Annotated in this window: 23 protein-coding genes; 5 read left to right on the plus strand and 18 right to left on the minus strand. The window is 72.8% G+C overall.

Annotation, left to right across the window (positions count from 1 at the left end; all coding sequences use genetic code 11):
- Positions 1-128 precede the first annotated feature (128 nt).
- The 3 genes from ACSRUE_RS39960 to tsaB all read right to left on the minus strand — a co-directional run bounded on the left by ACSRUE_RS39960 (position 129) and on the right by tsaB (position 2,891).
- Positions 129-995 (minus strand): tetratricopeptide repeat protein, encoded by an 867-nt coding sequence (locus tag ACSRUE_RS39960; RefSeq protein ID WP_441288135.1) that lies wholly within the window; start codon positions 993-995, stop codon positions 129-131.
- Positions 996-1,212: 217 nt separating this feature from the next.
- The gene (locus ACSRUE_RS39965) at positions 1,213-2,073 is read right to left on the minus strand and encodes a Crp/Fnr family transcriptional regulator (protein WP_441288136.1); all 861 of its coding nucleotides are present in this window, start codon (positions 2,071-2,073) and stop codon (positions 1,213-1,215) included.
- Positions 2,070-2,891, minus strand: a complete 822-nt coding sequence (gene tsaB / locus ACSRUE_RS39970) for a tRNA (adenosine(37)-N6)-threonylcarbamoyltransferase complex dimerization subunit type 1 TsaB (RefSeq protein WP_441288137.1) — start codon at positions 2,889-2,891, stop codon at positions 2,070-2,072. Before tsaB ends, ACSRUE_RS39965 begins: the two co-directional genes overlap by 4 nt.
- Positions 2,892-3,014: 123 nt before the next feature.
- On the opposite strand from tsaB, the gene ACSRUE_RS39975 reads away from it, so the two are divergent.
- The 5 genes from ACSRUE_RS39975 to ACSRUE_RS39995 all read left to right on the plus strand — a co-directional run bounded on the left by ACSRUE_RS39975 (position 3,015) and on the right by ACSRUE_RS39995 (position 8,033).
- The gene (locus tag ACSRUE_RS39975; protein ID WP_441288138.1) at positions 3,015-3,995 is read left to right on the plus strand and encodes a hypothetical protein; all 981 of its coding nucleotides are present in this window, start codon (positions 3,015-3,017) and stop codon (positions 3,993-3,995) included.
- A 126-nt stretch (positions 3,996-4,121) separates the two neighbouring features.
- Entirely contained in the window at positions 4,122-5,543 is a 1,422-nt protein-coding gene (locus ACSRUE_RS39980; protein WP_441288139.1) for a trypsin-like peptidase domain-containing protein, read from the plus strand.
- Positions 5,544-5,735: 192 nt separating this feature from the next.
- Positions 5,736-5,975, plus strand: a complete 240-nt coding sequence (locus tag ACSRUE_RS39985) for a DNA gyrase inhibitor YacG (protein ID WP_441288140.1) — start codon at positions 5,736-5,738, stop codon at positions 5,973-5,975.
- Positions 5,972-6,826, plus strand: a complete 855-nt coding sequence (locus ACSRUE_RS39990; protein WP_441288141.1) for a hypothetical protein — start codon at positions 5,972-5,974, stop codon at positions 6,824-6,826. Before ACSRUE_RS39985 ends, ACSRUE_RS39990 begins: the two co-directional genes overlap by 4 nt.
- 40 nt (positions 6,827-6,866) lie before the next feature.
- Positions 6,867-8,033: a PrsW family intramembrane metalloprotease gene (locus ACSRUE_RS39995; RefSeq protein WP_441288142.1), complete on the plus strand. Its 1,167-nt coding sequence runs from the start codon at positions 6,867-6,869 to the stop codon at positions 8,031-8,033.
- Between the two features lie 61 nt (positions 8,034-8,094).
- Here the strand turns inward: ACSRUE_RS39995 and dnaJ are convergent, their stop codons facing one another.
- From dnaJ to ACSRUE_RS40070, 15 genes are all read right to left on the minus strand, one after another.
- A complete protein-coding gene (dnaJ, locus tag ACSRUE_RS40000; RefSeq protein ID WP_437769429.1) occupies positions 8,095-9,180 on the minus strand; it encodes a molecular chaperone DnaJ in 1,086 nt (361 codons plus the stop codon).
- 151 nt (positions 9,181-9,331) lie between these two features.
- Positions 9,332-10,600: a cell division protein FtsZ gene (gene ftsZ, locus ACSRUE_RS40005; RefSeq protein WP_012234303.1), complete on the minus strand. Its 1,269-nt coding sequence runs from the start codon at positions 10,598-10,600 to the stop codon at positions 9,332-9,334.
- A 245-nt stretch (positions 10,601-10,845) separates the two neighbouring features.
- Entirely contained in the window at positions 10,846-12,168 is a 1,323-nt protein-coding gene (gene ftsA, locus ACSRUE_RS40010; RefSeq protein ID WP_441288143.1) for a cell division protein FtsA, read from the minus strand.
- A 129-nt stretch (positions 12,169-12,297) separates the two neighbouring features.
- The gene (locus ACSRUE_RS40015) at positions 12,298-13,314 is read right to left on the minus strand and encodes an FtsQ-type POTRA domain-containing protein (RefSeq protein ID WP_441288144.1); all 1,017 of its coding nucleotides are present in this window, start codon (positions 13,312-13,314) and stop codon (positions 12,298-12,300) included.
- Complete coding sequence (gene murC, locus ACSRUE_RS40020) at positions 13,311-14,720, minus strand: UDP-N-acetylmuramate--L-alanine ligase (RefSeq protein ID WP_437769433.1); 1,410 nt, start codon at positions 14,718-14,720, stop codon at positions 13,311-13,313. Before murC ends, ACSRUE_RS40015 begins: the two co-directional genes overlap by 4 nt.
- Positions 14,720-15,937, minus strand: a complete 1,218-nt coding sequence (gene murG, locus ACSRUE_RS40025) for an undecaprenyldiphospho-muramoylpentapeptide beta-N-acetylglucosaminyltransferase (RefSeq protein WP_441288145.1) — start codon at positions 15,935-15,937, stop codon at positions 14,720-14,722. The genes murC and murG overlap by 1 nt, the downstream gene beginning before the upstream one ends.
- The gene (ftsW, locus tag ACSRUE_RS40030; RefSeq protein WP_441288146.1) at positions 15,931-17,256 is read right to left on the minus strand and encodes a putative lipid II flippase FtsW; all 1,326 of its coding nucleotides are present in this window, start codon (positions 17,254-17,256) and stop codon (positions 15,931-15,933) included. Before ftsW ends, murG begins: the two co-directional genes overlap by 7 nt.
- On the minus strand, positions 17,253-18,623 hold the full coding sequence (gene murD, locus ACSRUE_RS40035) for a UDP-N-acetylmuramoyl-L-alanine--D-glutamate ligase (RefSeq protein WP_441288147.1): 1,371 nt from the start codon (positions 18,621-18,623) through the stop codon (positions 17,253-17,255). The genes ftsW and murD overlap by 4 nt, the downstream gene beginning before the upstream one ends.
- Before the next feature lie 4 nt (positions 18,624-18,627).
- Positions 18,628-19,758 (minus strand): phospho-N-acetylmuramoyl-pentapeptide-transferase, encoded by a 1,131-nt coding sequence (gene mraY, locus ACSRUE_RS40040; RefSeq protein WP_437745131.1) that lies wholly within the window; start codon positions 19,756-19,758, stop codon positions 18,628-18,630.
- Positions 19,755-21,353, minus strand: a complete 1,599-nt coding sequence (locus tag ACSRUE_RS40045) for a UDP-N-acetylmuramoyl-L-alanyl-D-glutamate--2,6-diaminopimelate ligase (RefSeq protein ID WP_441288148.1) — start codon at positions 21,351-21,353, stop codon at positions 19,755-19,757. The genes mraY and ACSRUE_RS40045 overlap by 4 nt, the downstream gene beginning before the upstream one ends.
- Positions 21,350-23,437, minus strand: coding sequence for a penicillin-binding protein (locus ACSRUE_RS40050; RefSeq protein ID WP_441288149.1), 2,088 nt, complete (start codon positions 23,435-23,437; stop codon positions 21,350-21,352). Before ACSRUE_RS40050 ends, ACSRUE_RS40045 begins: the two co-directional genes overlap by 4 nt.
- On the minus strand, positions 23,434-23,787 hold the full coding sequence (locus tag ACSRUE_RS40055; RefSeq protein WP_441288150.1) for a hypothetical protein: 354 nt from the start codon (positions 23,785-23,787) through the stop codon (positions 23,434-23,436). The genes ACSRUE_RS40050 and ACSRUE_RS40055 overlap by 4 nt, the downstream gene beginning before the upstream one ends.
- Positions 23,784-24,707, minus strand: a complete 924-nt coding sequence (rsmH, locus tag ACSRUE_RS40060; protein ID WP_441293181.1) for a 16S rRNA (cytosine(1402)-N(4))-methyltransferase RsmH — start codon at positions 24,705-24,707, stop codon at positions 23,784-23,786. Before rsmH ends, ACSRUE_RS40055 begins: the two co-directional genes overlap by 4 nt.
- A gap of 20 nt (positions 24,708-24,727) precedes the next feature.
- The gene (gene mraZ / locus ACSRUE_RS40065) at positions 24,728-25,186 is read right to left on the minus strand and encodes a division/cell wall cluster transcriptional repressor MraZ (protein ID WP_437769441.1); all 459 of its coding nucleotides are present in this window, start codon (positions 25,184-25,186) and stop codon (positions 24,728-24,730) included.
- Between the two features lie 508 nt (positions 25,187-25,694).
- A complete protein-coding gene (locus ACSRUE_RS40070; RefSeq protein ID WP_437745126.1) occupies positions 25,695-26,099 on the minus strand; it encodes a cobalamin B12-binding domain-containing protein in 405 nt (134 codons plus the stop codon).
- Between the last annotated feature and the right edge of the window lie 42 nt (positions 26,100-26,141).

Here is a 26,141-nt window from a genome sequence, read left to right on the forward strand (position 1 = left end):
TAGCGTCCGATCGACTCCATCCCATTCCACCCATCGTCATTCGGTCGTCACTCTACTCACCCTGAGAACCGTTGCTCAACCCCCTAGCGCACCCCGCGGTACTTCTCGGAGAGCGGCGCGCCGAGGCCCTATTGCAAGGTCTGTAACTGTGCAGCGCAGCGCTGCCCCACGGGCGTCGTCGCGTTGATCTCCCGGCACCGCTCGAGATCGGCGCGGGCGTCGTCCACGAGCCCTCTCTTCTCGGCGATGCGGGCGCGCGCGTCGAACGCGTCCTGCAGCCGCGTGCACTCCGGCTGGTCGGTCTCGACCGCCCTCGTCAGCGCCTCTCGCGCCAGATCGAGCTCGCCTCGCTTCTCGTAGGCGAGGCCGAGCCGGTACTGCCCCACGCAGAAGAGCGGCTGCGCGGCGACCGCGCGGCGTAGCGCGTCGATCGCCTCGTCGTTCCTGCCCTTGAGCAGGTACGCCCAGCCCAGGTTGCCCCACGACTTCTCCGGCGAGGCATACAGGATGTCCTCGGTCAGCGGCTTGAGCACCGCGATCGCCTCGTCATAGCGCCGCTGATGCACGAGGATGACGCCCAGCGCGTTCTTCGCGTCCCGCATCTCCGGGTTCGCCTCGAGGGCCCGCCGCGCCATCTTCTCGGCGCTGTCGAAGCGGCAGTCGCTGGAGTGAGCATCACCCGCGCAGAAGCCGAGCAGGATCAAGGCGCCGAGATAGGACGCCTCGGCGTTGTCCTCGTCGTGCGAGAGCGCCTGCTCGACGTGCGCCAGCGCCTCGCGCAGGCGGCCGCGCTGGAACGAGTCGCGCGCGAGATCATATTCCGCGAGCGACCGCGCGTCGCTCGTCTGCGCCGAGGGCTGCGCGCCGCCGCACGACGCGAGCGCGACCGGCGCAACGGACATCAACGAGAACAGCGACCCCATCGACATGACAGCAGCCGCGCCGCGGATGCACCCCGCGCGGGTCGCTGCTGTCCTGTGTCGCTGCGAGGTCATGTGCGATCTTGAATCCGCTGCCGAACGATGCCGGGGCGCGGCACATTGTCAGGACGGGACTTCGCCTGCCCTGCGGGGAACCCTGAGTAAACCAGGCCGCTTGTCACGTCAACCAGCGAATCTCCACGGGAAGACGCGGCGCGTTCTCGGGATCCCGATTCGGCTTCCAGCAGGTGTCAGGTCGGCGTAGGATGATGGAGCAGGCGGTTCTTGCTCATCACTGTTCGCCCCGGATCTCGTCCTTGAGACCCAGCAGGCCGAACAGCCTCCGAAGCGCTTCGATATCGGGGATCTCGAGGCGCTCGTCAGCGATGCGCAGGTACTGGCCCTCCCGGAGCTGCTGGACGGCGCGCTTCACCGTGTCGACGTCGAGGCCGACGCGGGTGGACAGCTCCATCGGCGAGATCGCGAACGAGGCGCCGCTCGAGGCGGCGCCGCCGGTGGCGCGCGACTGCTGCGCGAGCTTGAGGAGCGCGTTCACGACCTTCGACTGCGTGTCGGTGAGCATCATGATCTCGATCTGGTCCTCCGCGTCGCGGAGCCGACCGACGAGCTGCTTGATGATGCGCATCGCGACGGCCGGGTTGCGCTCGACGAGGTTCTGCAGCGTGCCCTGATCGAGCGCGAGCGCGACCCCGCGGGAGAGCGCGATCGCCGTCGACGAGCGCGCCGCGCCGCCGAGGAGCGCGGATTCGCCGAACAGATCGCCGGGCTTCAGGACCATCAGGCTGCGCTCGGCGCCGCGGACCTTCTTGATGAGCCGGACGCGCCCTTCCTCGAGGAGGTACGCCTCGGTCCCGGGCTCGCCCTCGCGGAAGATGACGTCGCCGGCCTCGAACGGGCGGCCGAACCGGGCGCGGAGCCGCTCGGGATCGGGCCCCGGCTCGGCCGACTCCACGGGGGCCGACTCCACGGGGACGGACAGGGCGGGCTCGTCGCGCGACGCGGCGGGGACGGACGGAGAGCGAGCAGGCTCCGCTGCCGCGGCGGGCGGCGGAGCGCGCTCCGCGTCGCTGGGGCTCGAGGCCTCGCGCTCCGCGTCGGGTGCGACGCCGTCCCCTTCAGGCGAGCTGATCATCGGGGCGGAGTGTATCCCAGCTCGGCCGGCTTCGCGTCCGGCGCGCGCACATAGAGCGGCTCCAGGAGCGCCGGATCATGCAGAGCCGCCGCTGCCCCGCGCTCGCCGCCCGCGGCGGCCGCCCGGAGCCGATCGATCGCGAGGCGCCCGATCCACGTCGCGTCCGGGAAATCCAGGGCGGCGCCCCGCGCGGCGAGCGGCCGGAGCGCCTCGATCTCCTCGGCGACGGCGCCGACGACGACGATGCGGCGCCCCGCGGCGAGCTCGGCCACGACGTCGAACGCCGCGTCGCGCGGCAGGTGGCGCGGGGGGAGCGAAGGCGCCGCCGCGGGCCCGTCGAAGGCGGCCAGGAAGACCTCGCCCTTCTTGGCGTCGATCAGCGGGACCAGGAGATCGCCGGGGCTCGCCGCGCCGGCGGCGAAGGCGGCGGCGGCCATCGCCTCGAGCGAGGTGACGCCGGCGACCGGGACGTCCAGCGCCAGCGCGACCCCCTTGGCCGCCGCGACCGCCACCCGGACCCCGGTGAACGAGCCGGGCCCCACGTCGCAGCCGAGCGCCTGCACCGCCGCGGCCGGTAGGCCTGCCGCAGCGAGGACCTCGTCGACGGCTCCGAAGATGCGCTCTGCGTGCCCGTGCAGGTCGGCGTAGGTCGTCGCCGCGAGCAGCCGCGCGCCGGCCGCCGGCGCCGCGGCGAGGCCGGCGGTGGAGAGCGCGCCGCCCCGCGACGCCGCCGCCTCGGCGCGCAGGTCCACGTCCGCTGCGTCGAAGAGGGCGGCGCTGCCGCGCGGGGTCGAGGTCGAGAGGGCGAGGAGCTTCAAGGCGCGCTCGGGAACGTTGCAGCCGCGATGCTGTCTGGCAGAACCTCGGGCCAAGGGCAACGAGCTTCGGCGAGGCGCTGGGGCCGCGGCGCGTCCGACTGGACCGAAGGGGGGTGCGAGCCGATGCGCGATCAACGAGCGATGGTGCCGGCGCTCCTCGTATCGGCGATCGTCCATCTGGGCGCGTGGAGCTCGGCGCGGCTCGGGCCGGAGGTGCCCGCCAGCGATCCCGCCGAGCCAGCGGCGCAGCGCGAGCCGATCGATCTCTGGACCGGGCTCACGGCCGCGCTGCCGGGCAGCGGCGGCGCGGCGCGCCCGAGCGACGCTCGCGGCGGGCGCGACGAGGCCGGCGAGCGCGGCGAGCCGACGAGCATGCCAGCGGCGCGCTCTCCGGCCGATGCCAGCCGGCCCACGGCGCCTGCAGAGCACCCTTCGGAGGCCAGCGGCGCGCCGGCGCCGCCCGTGGCGGCCGCGCCGCGCGGCCAGGCAACGCCTCGGCCGAAGGCGACGCCCCGGCCCGCAGCGCGACGCCGGGAGCCCGCGGCGAACGGGGAAGCCGGCGCACCGGCGCGCTCCGCCGCCGCGCGGACGAGCGCCGGCGCCGGAGAGGACGGCGAGGGCGACTTCGGGGCGGCCGGCGTCAGCGCTGTGCGCAACCTCGGGCGCGCCTTCACGAGGGCCATCCCGCCCGCGTGCCAGGCGGATCCGATCTGGGCGACGCTCCCGCCCGGAAGCGCGGGGAAGGCGCGCTTCGTGATCGACATCGACGACGCCGGGCACATCGCGACGTGGCGTCCGGAGCCCGGAGGGGAAGAGCCCGCGCGACACCTGAGCAACCTGGCGAAGCGGACGCTCGCGCTGCTCGGCGGCGGGACGTTCGCGGTGGCGCGGGGCGCCGTGACGGCAGGGAAGCAGACGCTGGAGGTGAGCGCCGTCGTCCGCGTCGGCGAAGGCGCGGGAGAGACAGGCGCCCCTGCCGATCTGGCGTGGCGCTTCGAAGGGGGGCGCGGCAAGGCGTCGTTCGTCCAGCCCGGCGGTCGCCTGGTGGAGGTCGTCGTCCAGGTGGTGCGCACGGAGGCCGCGCGAGGCGCGCCTCCTGGCTGAGCGGCCAGCGGGCCGCGTGCGCCGCCTCGTCCGGCCCACGGAGCAGCTCGGCCGCGGCGCGGAGCGCTCTCCGGCGGCCGGTCCTTGCGCGCTTGCGGTCGCGCCTCGAGGCTCTACGTCCGGCCCGTGGGACGGCTCCGCGCTGCCGCATGGGCGTGTGTCGGGTTCCTCGGGACCGCGCCGCTCGCTGCCTGCGACGACCGGGCAGCCGCGCTCTCGCCCCCTCCATCGCACCGCGGCGCGGCGAGCGCGCCGTGCTCGGTCCTGCGCGCGGAGCCGCCGCCCGAGCCGCCGGCCGCCCGCGGCGCGATGACCCTGCCTGCGCTCATCGAGCAGGTGCGGCCGGCGGTGGTGACCATCACCACCCTGCGCGCGCTCTCGTTTCCAGACGGGCGCGCGGGCCCGGCGCTCCCGTTCGGGGACCGTGTGCAGCGGGTGGAGCGGGCGATCGGATCCGGGTTCGTGATCGCCGAAGAAGGGCTCGTGCTGACGAGCGATCACGTGATCGGCGACGCGTTCGGCATCGAGGTGCAGCTCTCGGACGAGCGCGCCTTCGAGGCGACCGTGGTCGGGCGGGATCCGACGCTCGACGTGGCGCTGTTGAAGCTGCTCGGAGCGGGGTCGCTGCGGGTCGCCTCCCTCGGCTCGAGCGCGCCGGTCCGGCCTGGGGACGGCGTCATCGTGATCGGGAGCCCGTTCGGGCTCGGACCGACGGTGACCCGGGGCATCATCAGCGCGACGTCGAGGCCCATGGGCACGGGGAACCTCGACGGCTTCCTCCAGACCGACGCCGCCATCAACCCGGGAAACAGCGGCGGGCCGCTCTTCGACGCCACGGGGCAGGTGATCGGCATCGCGACGGCGATCCACGCCGATGGCCGCGGCATCAGCTTCGCCCTGCCGATCGACGAGGTGCTCGAGATCCTGCCCGAGCTGCGGGAGACGGGCCGCGTGGACCGGGGGCGCATCGGGATCAGCTTCCAGGAGGTGACCTCGCAGCTCGCGCGGGTGCTCCGGCTGCCGGGGCGGATGGGCGCGCTGATCACGGAGGTCGAGCCGGAGGGCCCCGGATCGCGGCTGGGCTTCAGGCCGGGCGACGTGATCACGTCGGTCGAGGGGCGCCGCGTCGAGCACGCGCGCGAGCTCGCGCGCATGCTCCGGCGAGCCAAGCCGGGAGACGAGGTGGAGCTGATCTACAAGCGCGACGGCGTCGACCGGCGCGCGACGATGAAGCTCGATCCGTCGGCCCCCGGCGAGCCGTCGTCGAGCTGGCGCGCGCAGGAAGATCGCGCGCCGAGGGACGCCCAGCAGCCGCCGTTCGGCGTGCTGGCGAGCGACGCCCTGGGAGGAGCGCGCATCGAGTCGATCGCGCCTCGGAGCCCTGCGGCTGGCCGCCTCGAGGTGGGCGACGTGGTGCTCGACCTGAACGGCGCGCCGGTGCGGGGCGGCGCCGACCTGACCGCGCGCCTGGGGGCGGCACGCCAGGATCTCCTGTTGCGGGTACGGCGCCACGGGGCGCCCCGCTACCTCACGGTCCCGGCGCGCTGAGCGGGCGTCGCTCCAGCGACCTCGGTCCAGCGCGCCGAGCGCGGGCGACACACGCGCCGAGCGCTGGCCACACGCCCGCCGAGCGCTGGCCACACGCCCGCCGAGCGCTGGCCACACGCCCGCCGAGCGCTGGCCACACGCCCGCCGAGCGCGGGCTACATGCCCGCAATGGACGCTGCTACGTTACGCCGCATGGGAGCTTTGGCAGGCGCGAGGTGCCCGATTTGCCGCAAGTCGGCGGGGCCCAGGCCCGAGAACCCGGCCTTTCCGTTCTGCTCGCCCCAGTGCAAGCTGGTGGACCTCGGCCGCTGGCTCGACGGTGGCTACCGGGTGCCTGGCCCGCCCGTTTCATCGACAGGGGACGCCGAGGCCCTGGAATCGAAGGCACGAGCCGACGGGCTCGACGGGAACAGCCAGGAAGAGGACGAATGATCGCTCGTCGCGCGCTTTGCCTGCTCACCGTTCTCACGTCGGCCTCCATCACGTCCGCGGCCCTGGCACAGCAGGGGCAGCCGCTCCCGGGGACCTCGCCGAGCGCCGGCGCCGCGGCCGCGCAGCCGAACCCGTACGATCCATCGATGCAGGCCGGAGGCCTGGCGCCGCCCCCGCCGATGACGACGCCCGAGCCGGAGCCCGCCGCCCCCGACGGCACGGAGCAGCGCCTCGACGAGGCCAAGGAGCGGGACTCGGGGCGCGGCCTCGAGATCGTCTGGCTGAACGTCGAGGGAGGCTACGAGAACGTCGGCCTCCAGACGTTCAACATCGACGAGGACGACTTCACGGCCGGCTTCGTTTCGAGCGCGGCCAACGGGGGCGTCATCGGCGCGGGGGCCGGCGTCCGGCTCCTGTACTTCACGCTGGGCGCCCGCGGACGGGTCGGGTTCTTCAGCGACTGGCAGCTCTTCACCCTGGGCGGCGAGGTCGGCATGCACCTGCCGCTCGGGAAGCTCGATCCGCACGTCGATCTGGGCTTCGGCTACGCCGGCCTCGGCAGCGTCAAGAGCGCGGTGAGCGGCGCGGCCGACGCCATCGCGATCCGCGGCTTCTACGGAAGGGTCTCCGGTGGGCTCGACCTCTACCTGTCGCCGGTCTTCTCGATCGGCGCGAACGCGAGCTGGGAGCTCCTGGCGCTGACCAGGCCGGGGCTCTCCTCGGCCGCGATCGAAGGGATCAAGAGCGGAGCCGCCGCGCCTCAGCAAGCCAAGGCCGATCTGCTCGCGGCCGAGGGCTCCAGCGTGGGCTCGGCGCTCGCCCTGACCGCGGTCGCCGGGCTCCACTTCTAGCCGCAGCGAAGCCAGCTCCGCCGCCCCGCCCCTCGCGCCCATGAACGCCGCCGCCGCGCTCCTCTGGCTCGCCACCGTCGCAGCGCCGCTCGGAGGGCTGGCCGCGCTCCTCGTCTGGTCGCAGCGCCTCTATGGGAGGCGCCGGTTCGCGGTGGGGACGGCGCTGCTCGGCGCGCTCGCGTTCGTGCCGGCGCTGCTCATCGAGACGTTCCTCCAGCGCTGGCAAGGCCTCGACAAATCCGCCAGCGCGCTCGACGCCGTCACGCTCGTCTACATCTTCGTGGTCACGGCGCCGCTGGAGCAGGGCCTCAAGGTGGCGGCCGTCGCGCCGATCGCGCGGCTGCGCGCCGTGGAGGAGCCGTTCGATGGGCTCGTGTACGCGGCCGCCGCGGCGCTCGGGTTCGTGTCGGCCCACAACGCGGTGTACCTGTGGGGCCGGCCGCTGGAGCCGCTCGACATCGCGCGGGCCCTCCTCGCCGTGCCGGCGCACCTCTTCTTCGCCTCGCTCTGGGGCTACGCGCTGGGCCGCGAGCGCACGCGGCCGCTGGGCGGCCGTCGCTTCAACGCCGCGTGGCTCGGCGCGATGGTGCTCAACGGCGCCTACGACTACATCGTCTTTGCGTGCCGCCCGGTCGCGCTCGTCATCGCGGCGCCGGTGCTCCTCGGCGCCGGCCTCGTGACCTTCCTCGCCGCCCGCGACCTGCTCCGCCGAGGCGCGTCGCCGCACGGCTCGCAGCGCAAGGAGCGCCGCTTCCTTCCGCGCATCGCTCCGCCGTCGCTCGGAACGTTGCGTGAGGCGCTCAGGCGCACCGAGCGACCGGTGACGCTCACCTGGATCGCCTTCGGCGCGCTCGTCACGGTCGGGGTGATGACGACCGCGCTCGCGATCGCGATCGCGCTCGGCCACCGCTTCGGCGTCGACTTCGCGGCGGTGGACCGGGGCGACGCCTCGGCCGCCGCGGCGGCGCCGCTCCTCTTGCTCGTCGCAGCGGCGATCGCCGCCTTCCCCTTGGCTGGCTATCTCGTCGCCCGGGCCTCGTCGACGGGCAGCGTCCTCGAGCCGGCCGCCTCGGCGGCGCTCGCCATCCTGGGCTCTCTGGTGCTGCTCGGCCTCGCGGCCCCGGTCGCGGTCGTGTTCGCGGCCGCGCTCGCCCCCATCGCCTTCAGCCTCGCGTGCGCGGGCGCCTGGATCGGCACGACGCGCTGAGCGCGGCGCAGGCTCGCGCCCGGCGCCAGAAACCCTGCCAGCTCGCCGGGCGTCCGCGCCGTTACGCGGTCGCCGCCTTCGCCGCCGGCTGGTGCTTGGCCACCTCGTCCTGGAACCTGCGGAGCAGCTCTTGCGCTGCGGGCGACAGGTTCCGCGGCACCTCGACCTGGATGACCACCTGGAGCGCTCCGCGGCCGCGACCGTCGATCCGGGGCGCGCCCTTGCCCTTGACCGAGATCACCTCGCCGGGCTGCACGCCCGCCGGGACCTCGACGTCGACGACCGTGTCGTCCGGCAGGTCGATCTTGACCGTGCTGCCGAGCGCCGCGTCGGCGAAGGAGATGGGCGCCCGCGTGATGAGGTCGAGCCCGTCGCGCTCGAAGCGCTCGTCCGCGGCGAGATCGACGTCGACGTACAGATCGCCGGGCGGCGCGCCCTGGGCGCCCGGCATGCCCTGGCCCGGCACCCTGAGCCGCTGGCCGCCGTCGATGCCGGCCGGGAAATTGACGACGACCTTCCGCGTCTTCTCGACCGCGCCGAACCCCTTGCAGGTGGCGCAGGGCGTCTTGATGACCGACCCCTCGCCCGAGCATTCAGGGCACGTCTGGGTGAACATCACGAACCCGCGCGAGGTCGAGACCTGCCCGGCGCCGCCGCACGTACCGCACGGCTTGCGTTTCGTCCCTGGCTTCGCCCCCGAGCCGGAGCAGTCGTCGCACGCCACCGGCGTCCGCAGGACGACCTCCCGCTTGCAGCCGAGCAAGGCGTCCCGCAGCGAGAGCCGCTGCTGGACCCGGATGTCCTGGCCGCGCGCGGGCCCGCGCCGCCGGCGCTGCCCGCCGCCGAAGCCGCCGAAGAACTCCGAGAAGATGTCCTGGAAGTGGGAGAAGATGTCGCCGTCGGCCGCGCCGCCGATCCCCTCGAGGCCGGCGTGCCCGAACTGGTCGTACCGGCTGCGCTTCTCCTCATCGGAGAGGACCTGGTACGCCTCGGTGGCCTCTTTGAAGCGGGCCTCCGCCGACGCATCGCCGGGGTTCCGGTCCGGATGGTTCTTCAACGCAGCCTGACGATAGGCCTTGCGAATGTCGTCAGGCGTCGCGTCTCGCGCGAGGCCAAGAACTTCGTAGAAGTCGCGCTTTTCACTCATGAATCGTGGACCGCCGCGTCGATCCTGCCCGACAGCGGGCACAGGCGCCGGCTGACCATAAGTCGTCGTGCGCGCCTGTCAACGCGTAATACAGCGTGAACGCCCGCGGTGGCCGAGCACCGGGAGCTCTGCCGCGCGGGCTGCGGCGCTGCTACTGGCCCCGGCGCTGGAACGCGGGCGTGTCCCAGTCGGAGTCGAGCGGGGGGACGAAGCTCGCGCGGTCGCGCGGGCTGCCGCCTGCCGCCTGGACCTGCGGCGCGGGCCGGCGGGTGGTCGGATACGCGACCTCCTCGTGCCGGTGCGGCTGGCGCTGCGTCATGGGCATGGGAGGAGCGCTCGGGGCGGAGCGGCCCGACATCGGCCCGGCCGCCGCGGCCAGCGACGCTCCGATGGAGTGCGCGGTGGCGCGCGGCTGCGCGGCGCTCGCGAGCTGCTGCGGGACCTCGGCGACGAGGTGGTCGAAGCCGGTCGCGATGACCGTGACCTTGATCATCTCGCCCATGTTCTCGTCGATGGTCGCGCCGAAGATGATGTTCGCGTCCTCGTGCGCCTGCTCCTGCACGAGCGTCGCGGCCTCCTCGATCTCGCGCATCCGCATGTCGGGGCCGCCGACGATGTTGATGAGCACGCCGGTCGCGCCCTCGACGGAGATGTCGTCGAGCAGCGGCGAGCTGACGGCCATCTCGGCGGCGAGGCGAGCGCGGCCCTGCCCCTTCGCGCAGCCGGTGCCCATGAGCGCGCGGCCCATGTTCGACATCACCGTCTTCACGTCCGCGAAGTCGACGTTCACGATCCCGTTCTGCGTGATGAGATCGCTGATGCCCTTGATCGCCTGATAGAGCACCTCGTCCGCCTTGCGGAACGCCTCGACGAACGAGAGGTCCTCGTCGCCCAGCGAGAGGAGCTTCTGGTTCGGGATCGTGATGAGCGTGTCGACGTGCTCCGCGAGCATCGCGAGGCCGAGCTCGGCGCGGCGCGAGCGCTGCTTGCCCTCGAAGAAGAACGGCTTCGTCACGACGCCGACGGTGAGGCAGCCCTCCTCGCGCGCGAGCTGCGCGATGACCGGCGCGGCGCCCGTGCCCGTGCCGCCGCCCATCCCCGCGGTGACGAACACCATGTCGGCGCCCTGGATGCACTCCTTGACGCGCGTCACGTCCTCGAGCGCCGCCTTGCGGCCCTTCTCGGGATCGGCGCCCGCGCCGAGACCGCGCGTGACGCTCGCCCCGATGTGGAGCTTGGTCGGGGCGAGGCTCGATCCGAGCGCCTGGGCGTCGGTGTTGACGACGATGAACTCCACGCCCTCGAGGCCGAAGTTGATCATCGTGTTGACTGCATTGCCGCCAGAACCGCCACAACCGATGACCTTGATCCGGGCGTCGTACCCGGTGTGCTCGTCGGCAAACTCGATGGAGAAACTCATGAACTCCTCCCGGGGAAGTACAGCTAGCCGCTCGGCCCGGCGCCGACCCCTACGGAGGTCGAGCGGCGCGGAACCCTCAGTGCGCGAGGACGTCCTCGCTCCGGACGGCATTCGGAGGGGCGCCTCTTCCCCTTCGAACACCGCGCTTCAAACCCTCTTGACCTCGCGTTCAAGAGGGATCGCCAGTGCGTTATCGGACCCTCTCAAACCCAATTCTCTAACAACTTTCTCTTGCCACGTCATGCCTAGAATGCTGCTCGAAGCCAGTTCCAGAACCTCCCGCTCGACCTCTTTTCAATCGACATTTCTTCGACGACATCTCGACGCGACTCGCGCTCGCGGAGCTTCTCGCGACGGATCTCCGCGCGTCCGGCGTGGCCGGCGTCGAGCGTCACCGGCGTGAGCGCACGCGCCTGCGCGAGTGCGTTGGCGCCGTACTGAACGAGGCCCACGCCCGTCGCGTACTGCGGGCCGGCCACGAGCTGCGTGATGCCTCGCACGCCGACCGGCACGCCGAGGCGCACGGGCATCCCGAGGATCTCCTCGGCGAACTCTGTCATCCCTTCCATGAGGACGCCGCCGCCGGTGACCACCGCGCCGGCCGAGAGCTGCTCGAGCATCCCGGTGTCCTCGATCCGCTTGCGGATGACCGCGAAGATCTCCTCGACGCGCGGCTCGATGATGTCCGACAGGACGCGGCGCGCCGCCTTGCGCGGCATGTGCCCGCCGACGCCGGGGACCTCGATCTCCTCCTCGTCGCCCACCATCCGGCCCAGGGCGCAGCCGGCGTTGCGCTTCAGGCGCTCGGCCTCGCCCATCGGCGTGCGCAGCCCGGCGGCGATGTCGGCCGTCACGTTGTTGCCGCCCGCCGGGATCACGCTGGCATGCGCGATTCCGCCGTCCACGTAGAGGAGCAGGTCCGTCGTACCGCCGCCGATGTCGATGATGGCGACGCCGATCTCCTTCTCGTCCTCGGAGAGCACCGCCTCGGCGCTGGCGAGCGGCTCCAGTACCACGTCGGCCACGGTGAGGCCGCAGCGCTCCGCGCAGCGGACGACGTTCTGCACGCACGAGGTCGCGGCCGTGATCAGGTTCACCTTCACGCCGAGCCGGACGCCGCTCATCCCGACCGGGTCGCGGATGCCGTCCTGGTTGTCGACCGTGAACTCGCGCGGCAGGACGTGCAGGATCTGACGATCGGCGTCGACAGGGATGGCCCGCGCGCCCTCGAGGACGCGCTCGACGTCCAGCCGCGTGACCTCGCCGCCCGAGACCGCGGCGACGCCGTCGGACTGCTGGCAGCGGATGTGGCTGCCCGCGACGCCGGCATACACGGTGCGGATCTCGACGCCCGCCATCGTCTGGGCGGCCTCGATCGCCTCGGAGATCGAGCGCACCGTCCAGTCGATGTTGCTCACCACGCCCTTCCGCAGGCCGCGGCACGGGACGTTGCCCACCCCGAGGATGGTGATCCCATCAGCGTCGATCTCGCCAACGACCGCCGAGACCTTGGTCGTCCCGATGTCGAGTCCGACGACGATCTCAGTAGTCTCCATCCGGCTCTTCATTGCGTGCACCACCTCATGCGGGGACGAGCCCCATGCGCGTGTAAGGCGGGCACGACGCTGCCATGAGCCAGCAGCACCGGCCAAGTTTTGCTCGGCGATCGCCGGCGCGGAGCGCGGGCCCGGCGGCGCTCATCTCATCCTCACCACGACGCGCTCGGGGTGCGCGTCGTTGTCGAGGAAGATGACCGACGCGTTCGCCTTTCGCTGGGCGAGCTCGGTGAGCACCCGCGACGCCTGGGCGGCCTTGTCCCGGTAGGGCGGCTGCCCGAGGTGGAGCGAGATCGCCTCCTTTCCGATGGTGACGACGATCGACCCGTCCCGCTCGACGTGGAGCTCCTGGATCGGATAGCGGCGCGCGACGCCGGCGCGCTCCATGTCCTCGACCACGTCGAGCAGGCGCCGGACCGCGATGACGACGCCGGGGCGATCCCGCGCCACCTGTTCGCCGGTGATCCCGGTGACGATCGGGAGGTCGACGGGGTCGTCGCCGGCGAGCTCCTTGAAGAGCTCGCCGTCGCGCGTCGCGAGGTAGAGATCGCCGCCGATCGCGACCAGGGCCTGCGCCTCCCGCTCGACGATGTCGACGTGGATCGTCGCGGGGAGCCTGCGCGTGACCGTCGCCTTCTCGATCCAGGGGTCGGTGGCGATCGAGGCGCCGGCGAGCTCGAGATCGAGCGTGAAGATGTTCTTGCCCACCTCGATGCCGCCGGAGCTGGCCACCTGCTCGGCGGTCCGGCGCTGGACGCCGTCGACGAGCACCGTGCGCACGGCGAAGCGAGGGCTCGACACGATGTAGCGGCGCGCGCCCCACGCGACGGCGGTCGAGGCGACGAGCACGACGGCGGCGCCCGCGAGCAGCTGCAGGGCGCGGAGGTGGCGCGCGATCGGCCGCCGAGGGCGCGCCGCCGGGGGCGCGCCGTCCTTCGCCGACGGGCGCGGCGGGCGCACGGAGACGCTCGTCGCGGGCGGGGCCGGCGACTCGTGCGACGGCGGGGTCGACGCCCGCACGCGCTCGTTCTTCGGCGGCACCGCCGCCACGGGCTCGGGCTTCGAGGCGCGCGAGGCCGTCCGGACCGGCGGGGCCGCGGGCACCGACGGCAGCGAGCGGCGGCGGTTCGGCGGGGGCGCGCTGGGACGCTCGGTCACGAGCTGCCCTCCTGCGGCGGCGACTTCGCCTCGAGCCGCGCCTTGAGCCCCCGCACGCACGCGTTCACGTCGCCCGCGCCGAGCGCGATGACCACGTCGCCGGGCCGGGCGATCTTCTCGAGGGCCTCCGGGAGGTCGGCCTTGTCGGCGATGAAGCGCGCGTCGTGGTGGCCGTGCTCCCGGATCGACTGGACGAGGCGCTCCGCGGTCACGCCGGGGATCGGCGGCTCGCCCGCGGCGTAGATGTCCGTGACGAGCAGGACGTCGGCCTGGTTGAAGGCGCGCGTGAACTCGTCGAAGAGATCGCGCGTGCGGGTGTGCCGGTGCGGCTGGAAGGCCACGACGACGCGGTGATCCTCGCCGGGGAACGCCCGCCGGGCCGCGTCGATGGTGGCGCGGATCTCGGCCGGGTGGTGGCCGTAGTCGTCGATCATCGTGACGCCGCCGATCGACCCGACGACGGAGAAGCGGCGAGCGACGCCGCCGAACGTGGCCAGCGCCTGCTTGGTGACGTCGAGCGGCACCTCGAGCTCGTCCGCGACCGCGATGGTGGCGAGGCAGTTGAGGACGTTGTGCGCGCCCGGCATCTTCACCGTGAAGCCGCCGAGCGGCTCCCCCCGGCGGTACGCGTTGAAGCTCGTCTCGAGGCCGCGGAACTGGATGCCGCGCGCCGAGTAGTCCGACTGCGGCGAGACGCCGTACGTGACGTGGCGGCGCGGGATGCGCGGGAGCAGATCCTGGACGTGCGGGTGGTCGAGGCAGAGCACGGCGAGCCCGTAGAACGGGACGCGCGCGGCGAACTCGACGAAGGCGTCCTTGATGCGCTCGTGCGTGCCGTAGTGATCGAGGTGCTCGGGGTCGATGTTGGTGACCACCGCGATCGTCGGGGTGAGCCGCAGGAACGATCCGTCGCTCTCGTCGGCCTCGGCGACGAGCAGGTCACCGGCGCCGAGCCGCGCGTTCGTGCCGAGCGCCGCCATCTTGCCGCCGACGACGACGGTGGGATCGAGGCCGGCGGCGCGCAGGACCGTGGCGACGAGGGAGGTCGTGGTGGTCTTGCCGTGCGAGCCCGCGATCGCGACGCCGTACTTCACGCGCATCAGCTCGGCGAGCATCTCCGCGCGCCCGATCACCGGGGTGCCGAGCGCGCGCGCCTCGGTGAGCTCGGGGTTCTCGGGGCGGATGGCGCTCGAGTACACGACGACATCGACGCCGCGGACGTTCTCGGCGCGGTGGCCGATGTCGATCCGGACGCCGAGCGACGTGAGCCGCCGCGTCGTCGAGCTCTCCTTGAGATCCGAGCCGGAGACCTCGAACTCGAGCGAGCGCAAAATCTCGGCGAGGCCGCTCATCCCGACGCCCCCGATGCCGACGAAATGGACGTGGCGAACGCGACCGCGGAACATCAACCTGCCTCCTCCCAGCCGAGGCCAGCGCCGAGCGGCGCGGCGTGGTTCGTCACGGCGCCGCGCTGCGCCTCGCCAGCGCGCGCCGCGCGGCCGCCGAGGGTGGGAAAGCGCAGCGCGCGGTGGCGCGGAGCCCGCGCGAGCTCGAGCAGGTCGGCGGCGACGCGCGCCGCGGCGTCCCGCGTGGCGAAGGCCGCCGCCGCGTCCGCCATGCGGGCCCGGAGCGCCGGCGCGGCCGCGAGCCGGGCGATCTCGTCGGCGAGGCGCAGCTCGGTGGCGTCGCCCTGGGCGATCGCCACCGCGGCGGAGGCCCGCTCAAGGGATTGCGCGTTCCTCAGCTGGTGGTCGTCGGCCGCGAACGGGTACGGAATCAGGATTGAAGGGCGCCCGACAGCGCAGAGCTCGGCGAGCGTCGACGCGCCCGCGCGGGCGATCACGACGTCAGCCGCGGCGAGCGCCTCCGCCACGTCGTCGATGAACGGGACGACGCGCGCGCGCCCTGGCAAGCCGAGCTCGGCGTAGAGCGACCGGACCGCGGCCTCGCGATCCCTGCCCGTCTGGTGCACCACCTCGAGGTCGACGCCGCGCTCGCGGCCTCGCGCGATCGCGCGAGGGACGACGTCGTTCAGCGCGAGCGCGCCCTGGCTGCCGCCGAGGACCAGCAGGCGGAGCGCGCCCTCGCGCGGCGCGTACGGGGCGCGGGCGAAGGCGCGCCGGAGGGGGACGCCGAAGAGGCGCACGGTGCTCGGGCGCAGCGCGCGCGCCGTCTCCGGGAAGGCGACGTACGCGCGATCGACGATCGGCGCGAGCAGCCGGTTCGACAGCCCGAGGACGCTGTTCGGCTCCAGGATCGCGACCGGAACGCCGAGCGAGCGGGCCGCGAGCGAGACCGGTCCGCCGGCGTACCCGCCGAGCGAGAGCGCCACGCGGGCGTCGAGCCGCTCGACGAGCCGCCTCGCCTCCGGGAGGACGCTGCCCGCGCGGGCAGCGCCGCGCACGAAGCCCGAGAGGCCGCCCCCGCGGAGCGGCAGGACGTGGAGCAGCTCGAGGTTGTCGCCGCGCTCGCCCATCACGCGCACCTCGATGCCGCGCGCGGTGCCGACGTACACGACGCGCGCTTCTTCGTCGCGCGCCGCGGCGCGGATGGCGTCGCCCACGGCGATCATCGGGAAGACGTGGCCGCCGGTGCCGCCTCCGGCGATGAGCACGGTCACCATGCGCCGCCCTCCTCGGCCGACGCGGCGACCACGGCCGACGCGCTCGGCGCGTGCGGGACGGGTGAAGCGCCCGCCTCGCCGCGCCTCTCGGGGGCCACGACGGTCCGCGATCGGCTGATGCTGAGCAGGATGCCCGCGGCCGCGGCGTTCACGAGCAACGAGGAGCCGCCATAGCTGAGGAACGGCAGCGTGAGCCCCTTCGTGGGGAGGATCGCCATCGCGACGGCGAGGTTCGTCATCGCCTGCACCCCGAAGAGCGTCGCGATGCCGAACGCCATGAAGCTGCCGTAGTCGTCGGCCGCCTCGAGGGCGATCTTCACGCCCCGCGAGACGATGACGAGGTAGGCCGCGCACAGGCCGACGATGCCGACGAAGCCGAGCTCTTCGCCGACGATCGCGGACACGAAATCGGTGTGCGCCTCCGGCAGGTAGAGCACCTGCAGCCCTCGCCCGAGGCCGAGGCCGAAGAGCCCGCCCGAGCCGAAGCTCATGACCGACTGGAACGGCTGGTAGGCGAGGTCCGCGCGGTTGTTGTCCATGTCGATCCACGCGAGGTAGCGCGCGTAGCGGTACCCGCTGAAGCGAACGAGCGCGGCGCCGGCGAGCGCCAGCAGCATGGAGAACGCGGCGATGTACGGGACGCGCGCGCCCGCCACGAACAGCAGCGTGAAGGTCAGGAAGAGCAGCACGACCGCGCTGCCGAAGTCGGGCTGCTTGAGGCAGAGGAGCATCAAGAGCCCGACGACGAGGAGGTGCGGGAGGAAGCCGACCGAGAACGACTTGATGCGCTCGGCCTTCTTCGACAGCGAGTAGGCGAGCCAGAGGACGATCCCGAGCTTCGCCACCTCGGCCGGCTGCACGTGGACAGGGCCGAGCGAGATCCAGCGGTAGGCGTTGCCGGCCTTGTGGCCGAGCCCCGCCACGCAGGCGACGAGCATCCCGGTGACGGTGATGAGCACCGGGTACGTGAGGACCTTGAGCCGGCGGTGATCGATGCGGCTCGTGATCCACATCGTGGCGATCGAGAGGACCGCGTAGACCGCCTGACGCTTGAGGAAGAACTGCGCGTCCTTGTAGCGGACCGTCGCCTCGACGGCGCTGGCGCTGTAGACCATCACCACGCCGAAGCCGATGAGCGCCGTGACGACGGCCGCGAGGAGGGCGTCGACCGGCCCCGACGGGCTCGATCGCACCTTCCAGAAGGCCTCGGCGGCCGCCGCGATCCCGCCCGGCGCCGCCTTCTCCTGGTCGGGGGGACCGACGTGCCGGTTCTTGGGCGCGTCGGCGCGCGCGCCGAACGCGTTGCTCCACGACGTCACGACGCCACCTCCCCAGCGGCCCCGCCGCGAGCTCTCTGGAGCTCGCGGACCGCGCGGACGAAGGTGTCGCCGCGGTCCTTGTAGTCGCGGAACATATCGAAGCTGGAGCACGCGGGGCTGAGCAGCACCGCGTCGCCCGGCCGAGCGAGGGAGCGCGCGGCGAGGACCGCCTCCGCCATCGAGCCCGCCCGCGCGATCGGCAGGACGCCGGCGGCCGCGGCGGCGATGCGGTCCGCGGCCTCGCCGAGGACGACGAGGGCGCGCCCCCGCTCGCGCAGCGCGGACACGAGCGGGGCGTAGTCGCCGAGCTTGTCGCGCCCGCCCGCGATCAGGACGGCCTTCGCCTCGAGCAGGCCGGAGAGCGCGGCGACGGAGGCGCCGACGTTGGTCCCCTTCGAGTCGTCGTAATACCGGACCCCGTCGACGTCCGCGACGAGCGCGGTCCGGTGCGCGAGCCCCTCGAAGCTGGAGAGCGCGTCGCCTATCGCCGCCGCGGGGGCGCCGAGCGCGGCGGCGAGCGCGACGGAGGCGCAGGCGTTCGCGAGGTTGTGCGCGCCCGCGAGCCGCACGCGAGCCAGCGGGTAGCGGGCGCCGGCGGCGCGATCGACGATCGCGTCCCCCGCGGCGCTCACGTCCGCGCGGGCGTCGCGCGCGCTGAACGTCACGACGCGGGCGCGCCCGCGCGCCGCCTGGCGGGCGACGAGCTCGTCGCCGAAGGGGACGACCGCGACGTCGTCGGGCGTCATGCGCTCGAACGGGTTGCCCTTCGCGTCGGCGTACGCCGCGAAGCTCGCGTAGCGGTCGAGGTGATCGTCCGTGATGTTCAGCAGCGCGTGGGCGCGCGCGTGCAGCGTCGGCACGCGCTCCGCCTGGAAGCTCGAGATCTCGAGGACGAGGACGTCCCACGTCTCGTCGACGACCTCGGCGAGGGGGGTCCCGAAGTTGCCGCCGACGAACGTGCGGAGGCCGGCTCGCTCGAGCATCGCGCCCGTGAGCGCCGTCGTCGTGCTCTTTCCGTTGGTCCCGCCGACGAGCACGACGGGCGCCGACGCGAAGCGCGACGCGAGCTCGAGCTCGCCGATGACCTCGCGCCCGGAGCGAGCGACGGCGTCGAGCGCAGGAAACGACGGCACGCCCGGCGAGACGACCACGAGGTCGGCGCCGTCGAACAGCGCCGGATCGTGCCCTCCCGGCGCGAGGACGACGCCCTCGCCCTCAAGGGCCGCCGCCGCGGCGGAGAGCCGCTCGCGCGGCGCGCCGTCGTTCGCGATCACGCGCGCGCCGCGCGCGTTCAGCAGGCGCGCCGCCGCGACGCCGCTCCGGCCGAGACCCACGACGATCACTGTTCGCCCGCGGACGTCCATCATGCCCTCACCGCAGCTTCATCGACGCCAGGGACACCAGCGCCAGGAGGATGGAGATGATCCAGAAGCGGACGATGATCTTGGGCTCCGCCCACCCCTTCTTCTCGTAGTGGTGGTGGATCGGCGCCATCAAGAAGACGCGCTTGCCGGTGAGCTTGAACGAGAGGACCTGCGTGATGACGCTGACCGTCTCGATGAAGAAGATCCCCCCGAGGATGATCGACAGGAGCTCGTTCTTGGTGAAGACGGCGAGCATCCCGAGCCCGCCTCCGAGGGCGAGCGACCCGACGTCCCCCATGAAGACCTGGGCGGGGTACGTGTTGTACCAGAGGAACCCGATCCCAGCGCCGATGACCGAGCCGCAGTACACCGACAGCTCGCCGGCCGACGCGATCGCCGGGATGTCGAGGTAGGCCGCGAGCGAGAAGCTCGCGATGGAGGCGCCGACGATGTACGCGAGGATGAGGTAGGTCCCCGCGTTGATGATCACCGGGCCGATCGCGAGGCCGTCGAGGCCGTCGGTGAGGTTCACGGCGTTCGACGTGGCGACCACGACGAAGACGGCGAACGGGATGTAGACGTAGAGCGGCAGCTCGATCGGGTACTTCGAGAACGCGACGAACGGGATCGCGAGCCGCGTCCTGATCTCCGCCCAGTCCGGCGGGAGCTTGGACGCGAGCAGGAACGTGTAGGCCACGGCCGCGCCGCCGATCAGCACCTGGCCGATGAGCTTGTAGCGCCCGGGCAGGCCCCCGCTGCTCCGCCGCTTGATCTTGAGGAAGTCGTCCAGGTAGCCGATGACGCCGTAGCCCGCGGTGACGGCCGTCGTCGCGAGGACGAAGGGGTTCCTGAGGTCGGCCCACAGCACGGTGGGGAGCAGCAGGGAGAGCAGGATGAGCGCGCCGCCCATCGTCGGCGTGCCCGCCTTGATCTTGTGCGTCTCCGGCCCCTCGGCGCGGACCACCTGCCCGATCTGCTTGCGCCGGAGCTCGCGGATGAACCACGGCGCGAGCACGAACGTCAGCACCATGGCGGTGATCGTCGCCATGATCGTGCGGAACGGGATGTAGCGGAGGACGTTGAGCCAGCTCAGCCAGCCGTAGTGGAACTTGAGCGGGTAGAAGAGCTCGTAGATCAACCCGCACCTCCGTGGGGCGGCCGCTCGCCGAGGGCGCGCGCGCGGCGCGCGGCGAGCGCGCGCCGCGCCTCGTCGCGATCGTCGAACGGCAGCGTGACGCCGCCGATGATCTGGTACGGCTCGTGGCCCTTGCCGGCGATGAGGACCACGTCCGCCGGCTCGGCGTCGAGCACCGCGCGCTCGATCGCGCGCGCCCGATCGAGCTCGACGACGACGCGCGCGCGCCCGGCGACGAGCCCCGGCAGGATGGCGTCGGCGATCGCGCGCGGGTCCTCGCTCCGCGGGTTGTCGTTGGTGACGATGGCGACGTCGGCGGCGCGGCCGACCGCCTCGCCCATCTGCGGCCGCTTCAGCGGATCGCGGTCGCCGCCGCACCCGAAGACGCAGAGGACGCGCCCGCCGCCGAGGGCACGCACGCTCGCGAGCACGCGGGCCAGCGCGTCCGGCGTGTGCGCGTAGTCGACGAGCACGATCACATCGTCGGCGCCGGGGGTGTCGCAGCGCTCCAGGCGGCCCGCGACCTGGAGCGGAGACGAGAGCGCCGCGGCGGCGTCACCGACGTCGAACCCGAGCAGGTAGGCCACGGCGAGGGCGGCGAGCAGGTTCGACGCGTTGTGCGCGCCGAGCAGGTGGGAGCGGATGGCGACCTCGCCGGCGGGCGTGCGGGCGCGGATGAACGTGCCGCTCGCGCCGTGGGCGAGCTCGACGGGGGCGATCTCCGCGGTGTCCGGGCCCGCGCCCACCTCCGCCGAGAAGCGCACGAGCGTCGCCGCGGTCGGGCGCGAGAGCCCGCCGGGTGCGAGCATCTCGACGAGCTGCCGCCCGAAGGGATCGTCGACGTTGATGACCGCGGCGCCGGGGCCGAGATCCACGAACAGGCGCGCCTTCGCCGCCGCGTACGCCTCCATCGTGCCGTGGTAGTCGAGGTGATCCTGCGTGAGGTTCGTGAAGACGGCGATCCGGAACCGGACCGCGTCGACGCGCTTCGCCGCGAGCGCGATCGATGACACCTCCATCACGAGGTGCGTCGCGCCGCGGGCGACCATCGCGGCGGCGACGCGGGCGAGCTCGTCCGCCTCGGGGCTCGTGTGCGAGGCGTGGACATCGAGATCGCCGAAGCGGTAGCCGAGCGTCCCGACGATCCCGGCCTGGCCGCCGCACCGATCGATGCAGGCCTGGACGAGGTGGGCCGTCGTCGTCTTGCCGTTCGTACCGGTGATGCCGACGACCTCGAGCGTGAAGGTCGGGTGTCCGTAGACCACGGCGGCGGCCTGGGCGAGCGCGAGCGGCACGTCGGGGACCTCGACGCGCGCGGCGCCGAGCGTGTCGGCCGCGCTCCCGCGGGCGACGATCACCGCCCGCGCGCCGCGCGCCACCGCCTCGGGGATGAAGCGCTCGCCGTGAGCGCGCGCGCCCGCGCGCGCGACGAAGATGTCCCCCTGCCCCACCTTGCGCGAGTCGAGGTGCACGCCCGTCACGACCATGTCCGCGGCGCCCGCCGGCGCGAGCGCGGCGCCCGGGATCTCGCGCAGCACGTCGCCGAGGCGGAGCGCGTGCTCGGCCAGGCTGGCTTCCTTGTGATCGTGCTCCGTCATGTGGGGGGCTCGAAGATGAGCTTCAGGGGCGATCCCTTGGGCAGCACGGTCCCGGGCGGAGGCTCCTGGCGCGCGAGCCGCCCCGTGCCCTCGACGCTCGGATCGAGCCCGAGCGCGGCGGCGCTCTTCACGGCCTCGCGCTGCGGCAGCCCCGTCAGATCGGGGACGCGCAGCTCCCCCGACTTGAGCGGCGCGGACGGCGTGACCACCGCCGTCGAGATCGGCGCGGCCGCGGCGCGCGCCTCGCTCAGCACCTGATAGGTGCTCGCCGCGAGGTCCTCCCCGGACTGCTCGCTGATCTCCGACAGCTTCATCGGCACGCTCCCGCGCGGGGTAACGCCCAGGTAGCGCAGCGCCATCTCACCGACCCGACGGAAGACGGGCGCTGCGACCGAGCCGCCGGCGTACGTGCCGCCCATCGGCTCATCGAGCACCACCGCGATGGCGATCCGAGGCCGCTCGGCCGGTACGAACCCGACGAACGACGCCACGTAGTGGGTGTCGGTGTACTTGCCCGTCGCGGGATCGATCTTCTGCGCGGTGGCCGTCTTCCCCGCGACGCGGAACCCCGGGATCGCGGCCTCGACGCCGGTCCCGTTCCCCTCCGTCACCGCGACGAGCATCTCCGACATCATCCGCGCGATCGGCGCCGGCACCGCGTCGCGGCGCACGCGCGGCGACGGCTCCGAGAGCGTGACGCCCGTGCCGTCGGTGACCCGCTTGATCAGGATCGGCTCGAGCAGCCGCCCGTGGTTGGCGATCGCCGCCGAGGCCATCGCGAGCTGGAGCGTGGTGACGCTGATCCCCTGCCCGAACGAGGCCGCCGCCGTCTCGACCTGGACCCACGGGCGGCCGCGCGGCCGCAGCACGCCCACGGACTCGCCCGGCAGCGGCACGCCGGTCAGGTCCCCGAAGCCGAACCGCCGGAAGCCCTCGTAGAGCCGCTGCTCGCCGAGCCCGAGCGCGATCTTCGCCGTGCCGATGTTGGACGACTGGGCGAGGATCTGCGGCACCGTCAGCCACTTGTGAATGTGCGTGTCGTGGATCACGACGTTATCGATCGCCATGTTCCCCTCCTCGCAGTAGATGGTCGCGCTGGGGGAGACGCTCTTCGCCGCGATCGCGCTCGCGATGGCGAACATCTTCATCGTGGAGCCGGGCTCGAAGCGATCGACCACGCAGCGGTTGCGCCGGGACCCCGGATCGCTCTGCGAGTAGTCGTTCGGGTTGAAGCCCGGAGCGCTCGCCATGGCGAGGATCTCGCCGCTCTCCGGATCGACGACCACGATCGATCCGCCGAGCGCCTCGTAGGTCTTCATCGCCGCCTCGAGCTCGCGCTCGGCGGTGAACTGGATGCCCTTGTCGATCGTCAGGTGGACGTTGTGCCCGGCGAGCGCCTGCTCGTCCTCGATCCCCTCCGAGAAGATGAGCCGGCCCGAGCGATCGCGGAGCCCGCGCACCTCGGACGCGTTGCCGCGCAGCTCGTGCTCCAGGCTGAGCTCGATCCCCTCCTTGCCCTCGCCGTCGGTGGCGACGAAGCCGAGCAGCGGCCCGGCGAGCTCGCGGTTCGGGTAGAAGCGGCGCCCCTCGCCCTCGATCACGAGCCCGCGCACCGGGTAGCGCTGCGTCCTGTCCCCGAGCGCGCGGACGTTCTCGACCTCCTGCTCGGAGATGCGGCGCTTGAGCCAGGCGAAGCGGCGCCGCCGGCTGAGCTTCTCCACGACCTCCTCGGCCGGCAGCGAGAGCGCCTGCGCGATGCGCTCGGCGTACTGCTGGATCCGCATCGGGACGTACTTCTCCTCGATGCCGCGGAGCATCTCGACCGCGTCCACGGAGACGCTGGGCACCTCCACGCTCTCCGCAAGCGGCGCGCCGTTCCGGTCGTAGATGGTGCCGCGCTTCGGCGTGATGTGGAGCCGCCGCTGGCGCTGCCGCTCGGCGAGGTCGTACCACGCGTCCCCGTCCTCGACCTCGATGCGGTAGGCGCCGGACACGACGCCGCCCAGGCCGAGCGCCATGAGGCCGCAGAGCAGCCCCATGCGGATGCGGATCCACCGCGCGCGCCGGGGATCGAGGTTCTTCACGGCTGCCCTCCGCTCGGCGGCGCGCTGCCGGACGCCTCGCCGTCGGGCTCGCGCTCGCCGGGCGGCGCCGAGTAGCCCCGCACCGGGATCACGCGCTCGGGCGGGGGCGGCGTCATGCCGAGCAGCGAGCGGGCGACCATCTCCACGCGCTGCGGCGTCTCGTAGCTGGCCGCCTCGAGCGAGAGCACCCGCTTGACCTCACGCAGCCGCGCCTGCTCGGCGCGCGCCCGCCCGAGCTTGTAGCCCAGGTCGACCGTGCGCCCTCGCAGCGCGAGGTGCACGACGAAGGCCGCCACCGTCGCGGCCACCGCGAGCGTCCACAGGATGAGGAACGGACGCTGCTGCGTCACGCGAGCGCCTCCGCCCCGCCCACGCGCCGCGCGGCGCGGAGCTTTGCGCTGCGGGCCCTCGGGTTGCCTTCGACCTCGTCGTCGCCCGCGGTCACCGGCTTCTTCGTCAGCGGCTCCCAGACCTCGGGCTCGCGCAGCGCGCGCTTGACGATGCGGTCCTCCAGCGAATGGAACGAGATCACGGCGAGCACGCCGCCGGGCGCGATGATCCTGGGCGCCGCCTCGAGCAGCGCCTCGAGCTGATCGAGCTCACCGTTCACCGCGATGCGCAGCGCCTGGAACGTGCGCGTCGCCGGATCGACGCCGCCGATGCGCGCCGGCCCGACGGCGCGCACCACGGCGCGCCGCAGGTCGAGCGTCGTCTCGAGCTCGCCGCTGTCGGCCGCCTGCTTGATGCAGCGCGCGACCCTCCGGCTGCGGCGCTCCTCGCCGTAGCGGTAGATGAGGTCCGCGAGCTCCTCGTCGCTGAGCCGCTCGATGAGCTCGAGCGCCGTCTCGCCGCGGCTCGGGTCCATCCGCATGTCGAGCGGCCCCTCCGCGCGGAAGCTCATGCCGCGGCCCGGGTCGTCGAGCTGCATGGAGCTCACGCCGATGTCGGCCACGAGGCCGTCCACCTGCGGCACGCCGAGGGCCGCGAGGTGCCGCTCGATCTCGGAGAACTCGCCGTGAACGTAGGTCACCCGATCCCCCGCGCGGGCGAGCCGGGCGCGCGCGATGGCGAGGGCGCGCTCGTCGCGATCGATCCCGATGACCCGGGCGCCCGGCGTCTCGAGGATCGTCGCGGTGTGGCCGCCGGCGCCGAGCGTGGCGTCGACGTAGACGCCCTCGCTGACCGGCGAGAGCGCGGCGAGCACCTCGCGGCCGAGGACGGAGACGTGCTGCTCGCCGCGCGGGCGCGGCGGCGGAGGAGGCAGGTGCATGGGGACTACATTGACGACGTTCATAGGCGGAACTGCTCCGCGATTGCGTTCTTGAAGCTCTGAAGCTCGACCTCGCTCATCTGCTGAGCGGCCTTCCACCGTTCCTGCGACCAGAGCTCGATCGTCTGGCCCATGCCCGCCCACAGCACGTCCTTCGTGAGGCCCGCGTGCTCGCGGAGGGACGGCGGGATGAGGATCCGGCCCTGTTTGTCAAGGTCGCACTCGACGGCCGCGGACAGGTAGCGGCGCCGGAAGGCGACCACGTTCGACTCAAATTGTGGAAGTGCTGCAATTTTCGCCTCCAGCTCTTCCCAGGCCTTCATCGGATACGCGTGCAGGCAGGGGTCGAAGAGGGCCGGAGTGATGACCATCCGCAGGTCGTTCGCGGCCGCGAGCACGTCGCGAAAGCGCGAAGGGAGGCTCGTGCGCCCCTTCGCGTCGATCGCGTGCTCGAAGTGACCGCGAAACATCGTGCTCATCGACCCCAGCTCCGGCTGGTCCGTCCCGCCGAGGGGTTGGCGACGCGTTGCTCCACCGGGCGCACGCCGCGTCGTGACATTCTCTGCCACTTCTTCCCACGAAGCTCCGCCACGCTACGGAGTGAGGTGCCGAGTGTCAACAGTTTGGGAGATTTCTGGACCTCATCCGCCACCTATGTAGGACATAAACCCTCAAGGTCGCACCCCACAAAACAGCACGATTTATTGATAAATGGCCCTCGGGCGGGGCCGTGGGAGGAAGTGGGGAGCCGCTCGGAGGTGGGCTGGAACCCGTCGGGCGGACGCTGGCAAGACGGAAAGCAAGCAAGACGGATCGCCGCCCCGAGCACGTCGATTCGCGGCCGGGCGAACGGGTGCGTAGCCGGGTTACCGGGCGGGCTCAGCGAGCCTGTGGCTGGGGGGAACCGGGCGGGGGAGACGCGCGGTGGGGGAGAGTGGGGAGGCGCGCCGCGGTGGGGGAGAGTGGGGAGGCGCGCCGCGGCGGCGGTCAGCTGTGGGGGGTCACGTTGGTCTGGATCCACTCCACGATGCTCTTCAGGGTGGTCCCGGGGGTGAAGACGCCCTTCACGCCGGCGTTCTGGAGCCGCGCGATGTCCTCGTCCGGGATGATGCCCCCACCGAACACCACGATGTCCTCGGCCCCGCGGCTCCGGAGCGCTTCGATAACCGCGGGGAAGAGGGTGTTGTGCGCTCCGGACATGATCGACAGCCCCACGGCGTCGACGTCCTCCTGCACGGCGGCGGAGGCGATCATGTCGGGGGTCTGATGCAGGCCCGTGTAGACCACCTCGAAGCCCGCATCGCGGAGTGCCCTGGCGACCACCTTGGCGCCGCGGTCGTGGCCGTCCAGGCCGGGCTTCGCCACGAGGATTCGGACTTTGCGCTCTGCCATGAGCGCGTCGATTACCGCCTGCCTGGGCAGACGTAAAGCGAA

The organism is Sorangium sp. KYC3313 (assembly GCF_052075895.1).
In the GTDB taxonomy this organism is placed as follows: domain Bacteria; phylum Myxococcota_A; class Polyangia; order Polyangiales; family Polyangiaceae; genus Sorangium; species Sorangium cellulosum_B.

Coding starts and splice junctions, on each gene's coding strand:
- ACSRUE_RS39960 (WP_441288135.1), bottom strand. CDS start 995: ATGACCTCGCAGCGACACAGGACAGCAGCGACCCGCGCGGGGTGCATC.
- ACSRUE_RS39965 (WP_441288136.1), bottom strand. CDS start 2,073: ATGATCAGCTCGCCTGAAGGGGACGGCGTCGCACCCGACGCGGAGCGC.
- ACSRUE_RS39975 (WP_441288138.1), top strand. CDS start 3,015: ATGCGCGATCAACGAGCGATGGTGCCGGCGCTCCTCGTATCGGCGATC.
- ACSRUE_RS39985 (WP_441288140.1), top strand. CDS start 5,736: ATGGGAGCTTTGGCAGGCGCGAGGTGCCCGATTTGCCGCAAGTCGGCG.
- ACSRUE_RS39990 (WP_441288141.1), top strand. CDS start 5,972: ATGATCGCTCGTCGCGCGCTTTGCCTGCTCACCGTTCTCACGTCGGCC.
- ACSRUE_RS39995 (WP_441288142.1), top strand. CDS start 6,867: ATGAACGCCGCCGCCGCGCTCCTCTGGCTCGCCACCGTCGCAGCGCCG.
- dnaJ (WP_437769429.1), bottom strand. CDS start 9,180: ATGAGTGAAAAGCGCGACTTCTACGAAGTTCTTGGCCTCGCGCGAGAC.
- ftsZ (WP_012234303.1), bottom strand. CDS start 10,600: ATGAGTTTCTCCATCGAGTTTGCCGACGAGCACACCGGGTACGACGCC.
- ftsA (WP_441288143.1), bottom strand. CDS start 12,168: ATGAAGAGCCGGATGGAGACTACTGAGATCGTCGTCGGACTCGACATC.
- murC (WP_437769433.1), bottom strand. CDS start 14,720: ATGTTCCGCGGTCGCGTTCGCCACGTCCATTTCGTCGGCATCGGGGGC.
- murG (WP_441288145.1), bottom strand. CDS start 15,937: ATGGTGACCGTGCTCATCGCCGGAGGCGGCACCGGCGGCCACGTCTTC.
- murD (WP_441288147.1), bottom strand. CDS start 18,623: ATGATGGACGTCCGCGGGCGAACAGTGATCGTCGTGGGTCTCGGCCGG.
- ACSRUE_RS40045 (WP_441288148.1), bottom strand. CDS start 21,353: ATGACGGAGCACGATCACAAGGAAGCCAGCCTGGCCGAGCACGCGCTC.
- rsmH (WP_441293181.1), bottom strand. CDS start 24,707: ATGCACCTGCCTCCTCCGCCGCCGCGCCCGCGCGGCGAGCAGCACGTC.
- mraZ (WP_437769441.1), bottom strand. CDS start 25,186: ATGAGCACGATGTTTCGCGGTCACTTCGAGCACGCGATCGACGCGAAG.
- ACSRUE_RS40070 (WP_437745126.1), bottom strand. CDS start 26,099: ATGGCAGAGCGCAAAGTCCGAATCCTCGTGGCGAAGCCCGGCCTGGAC.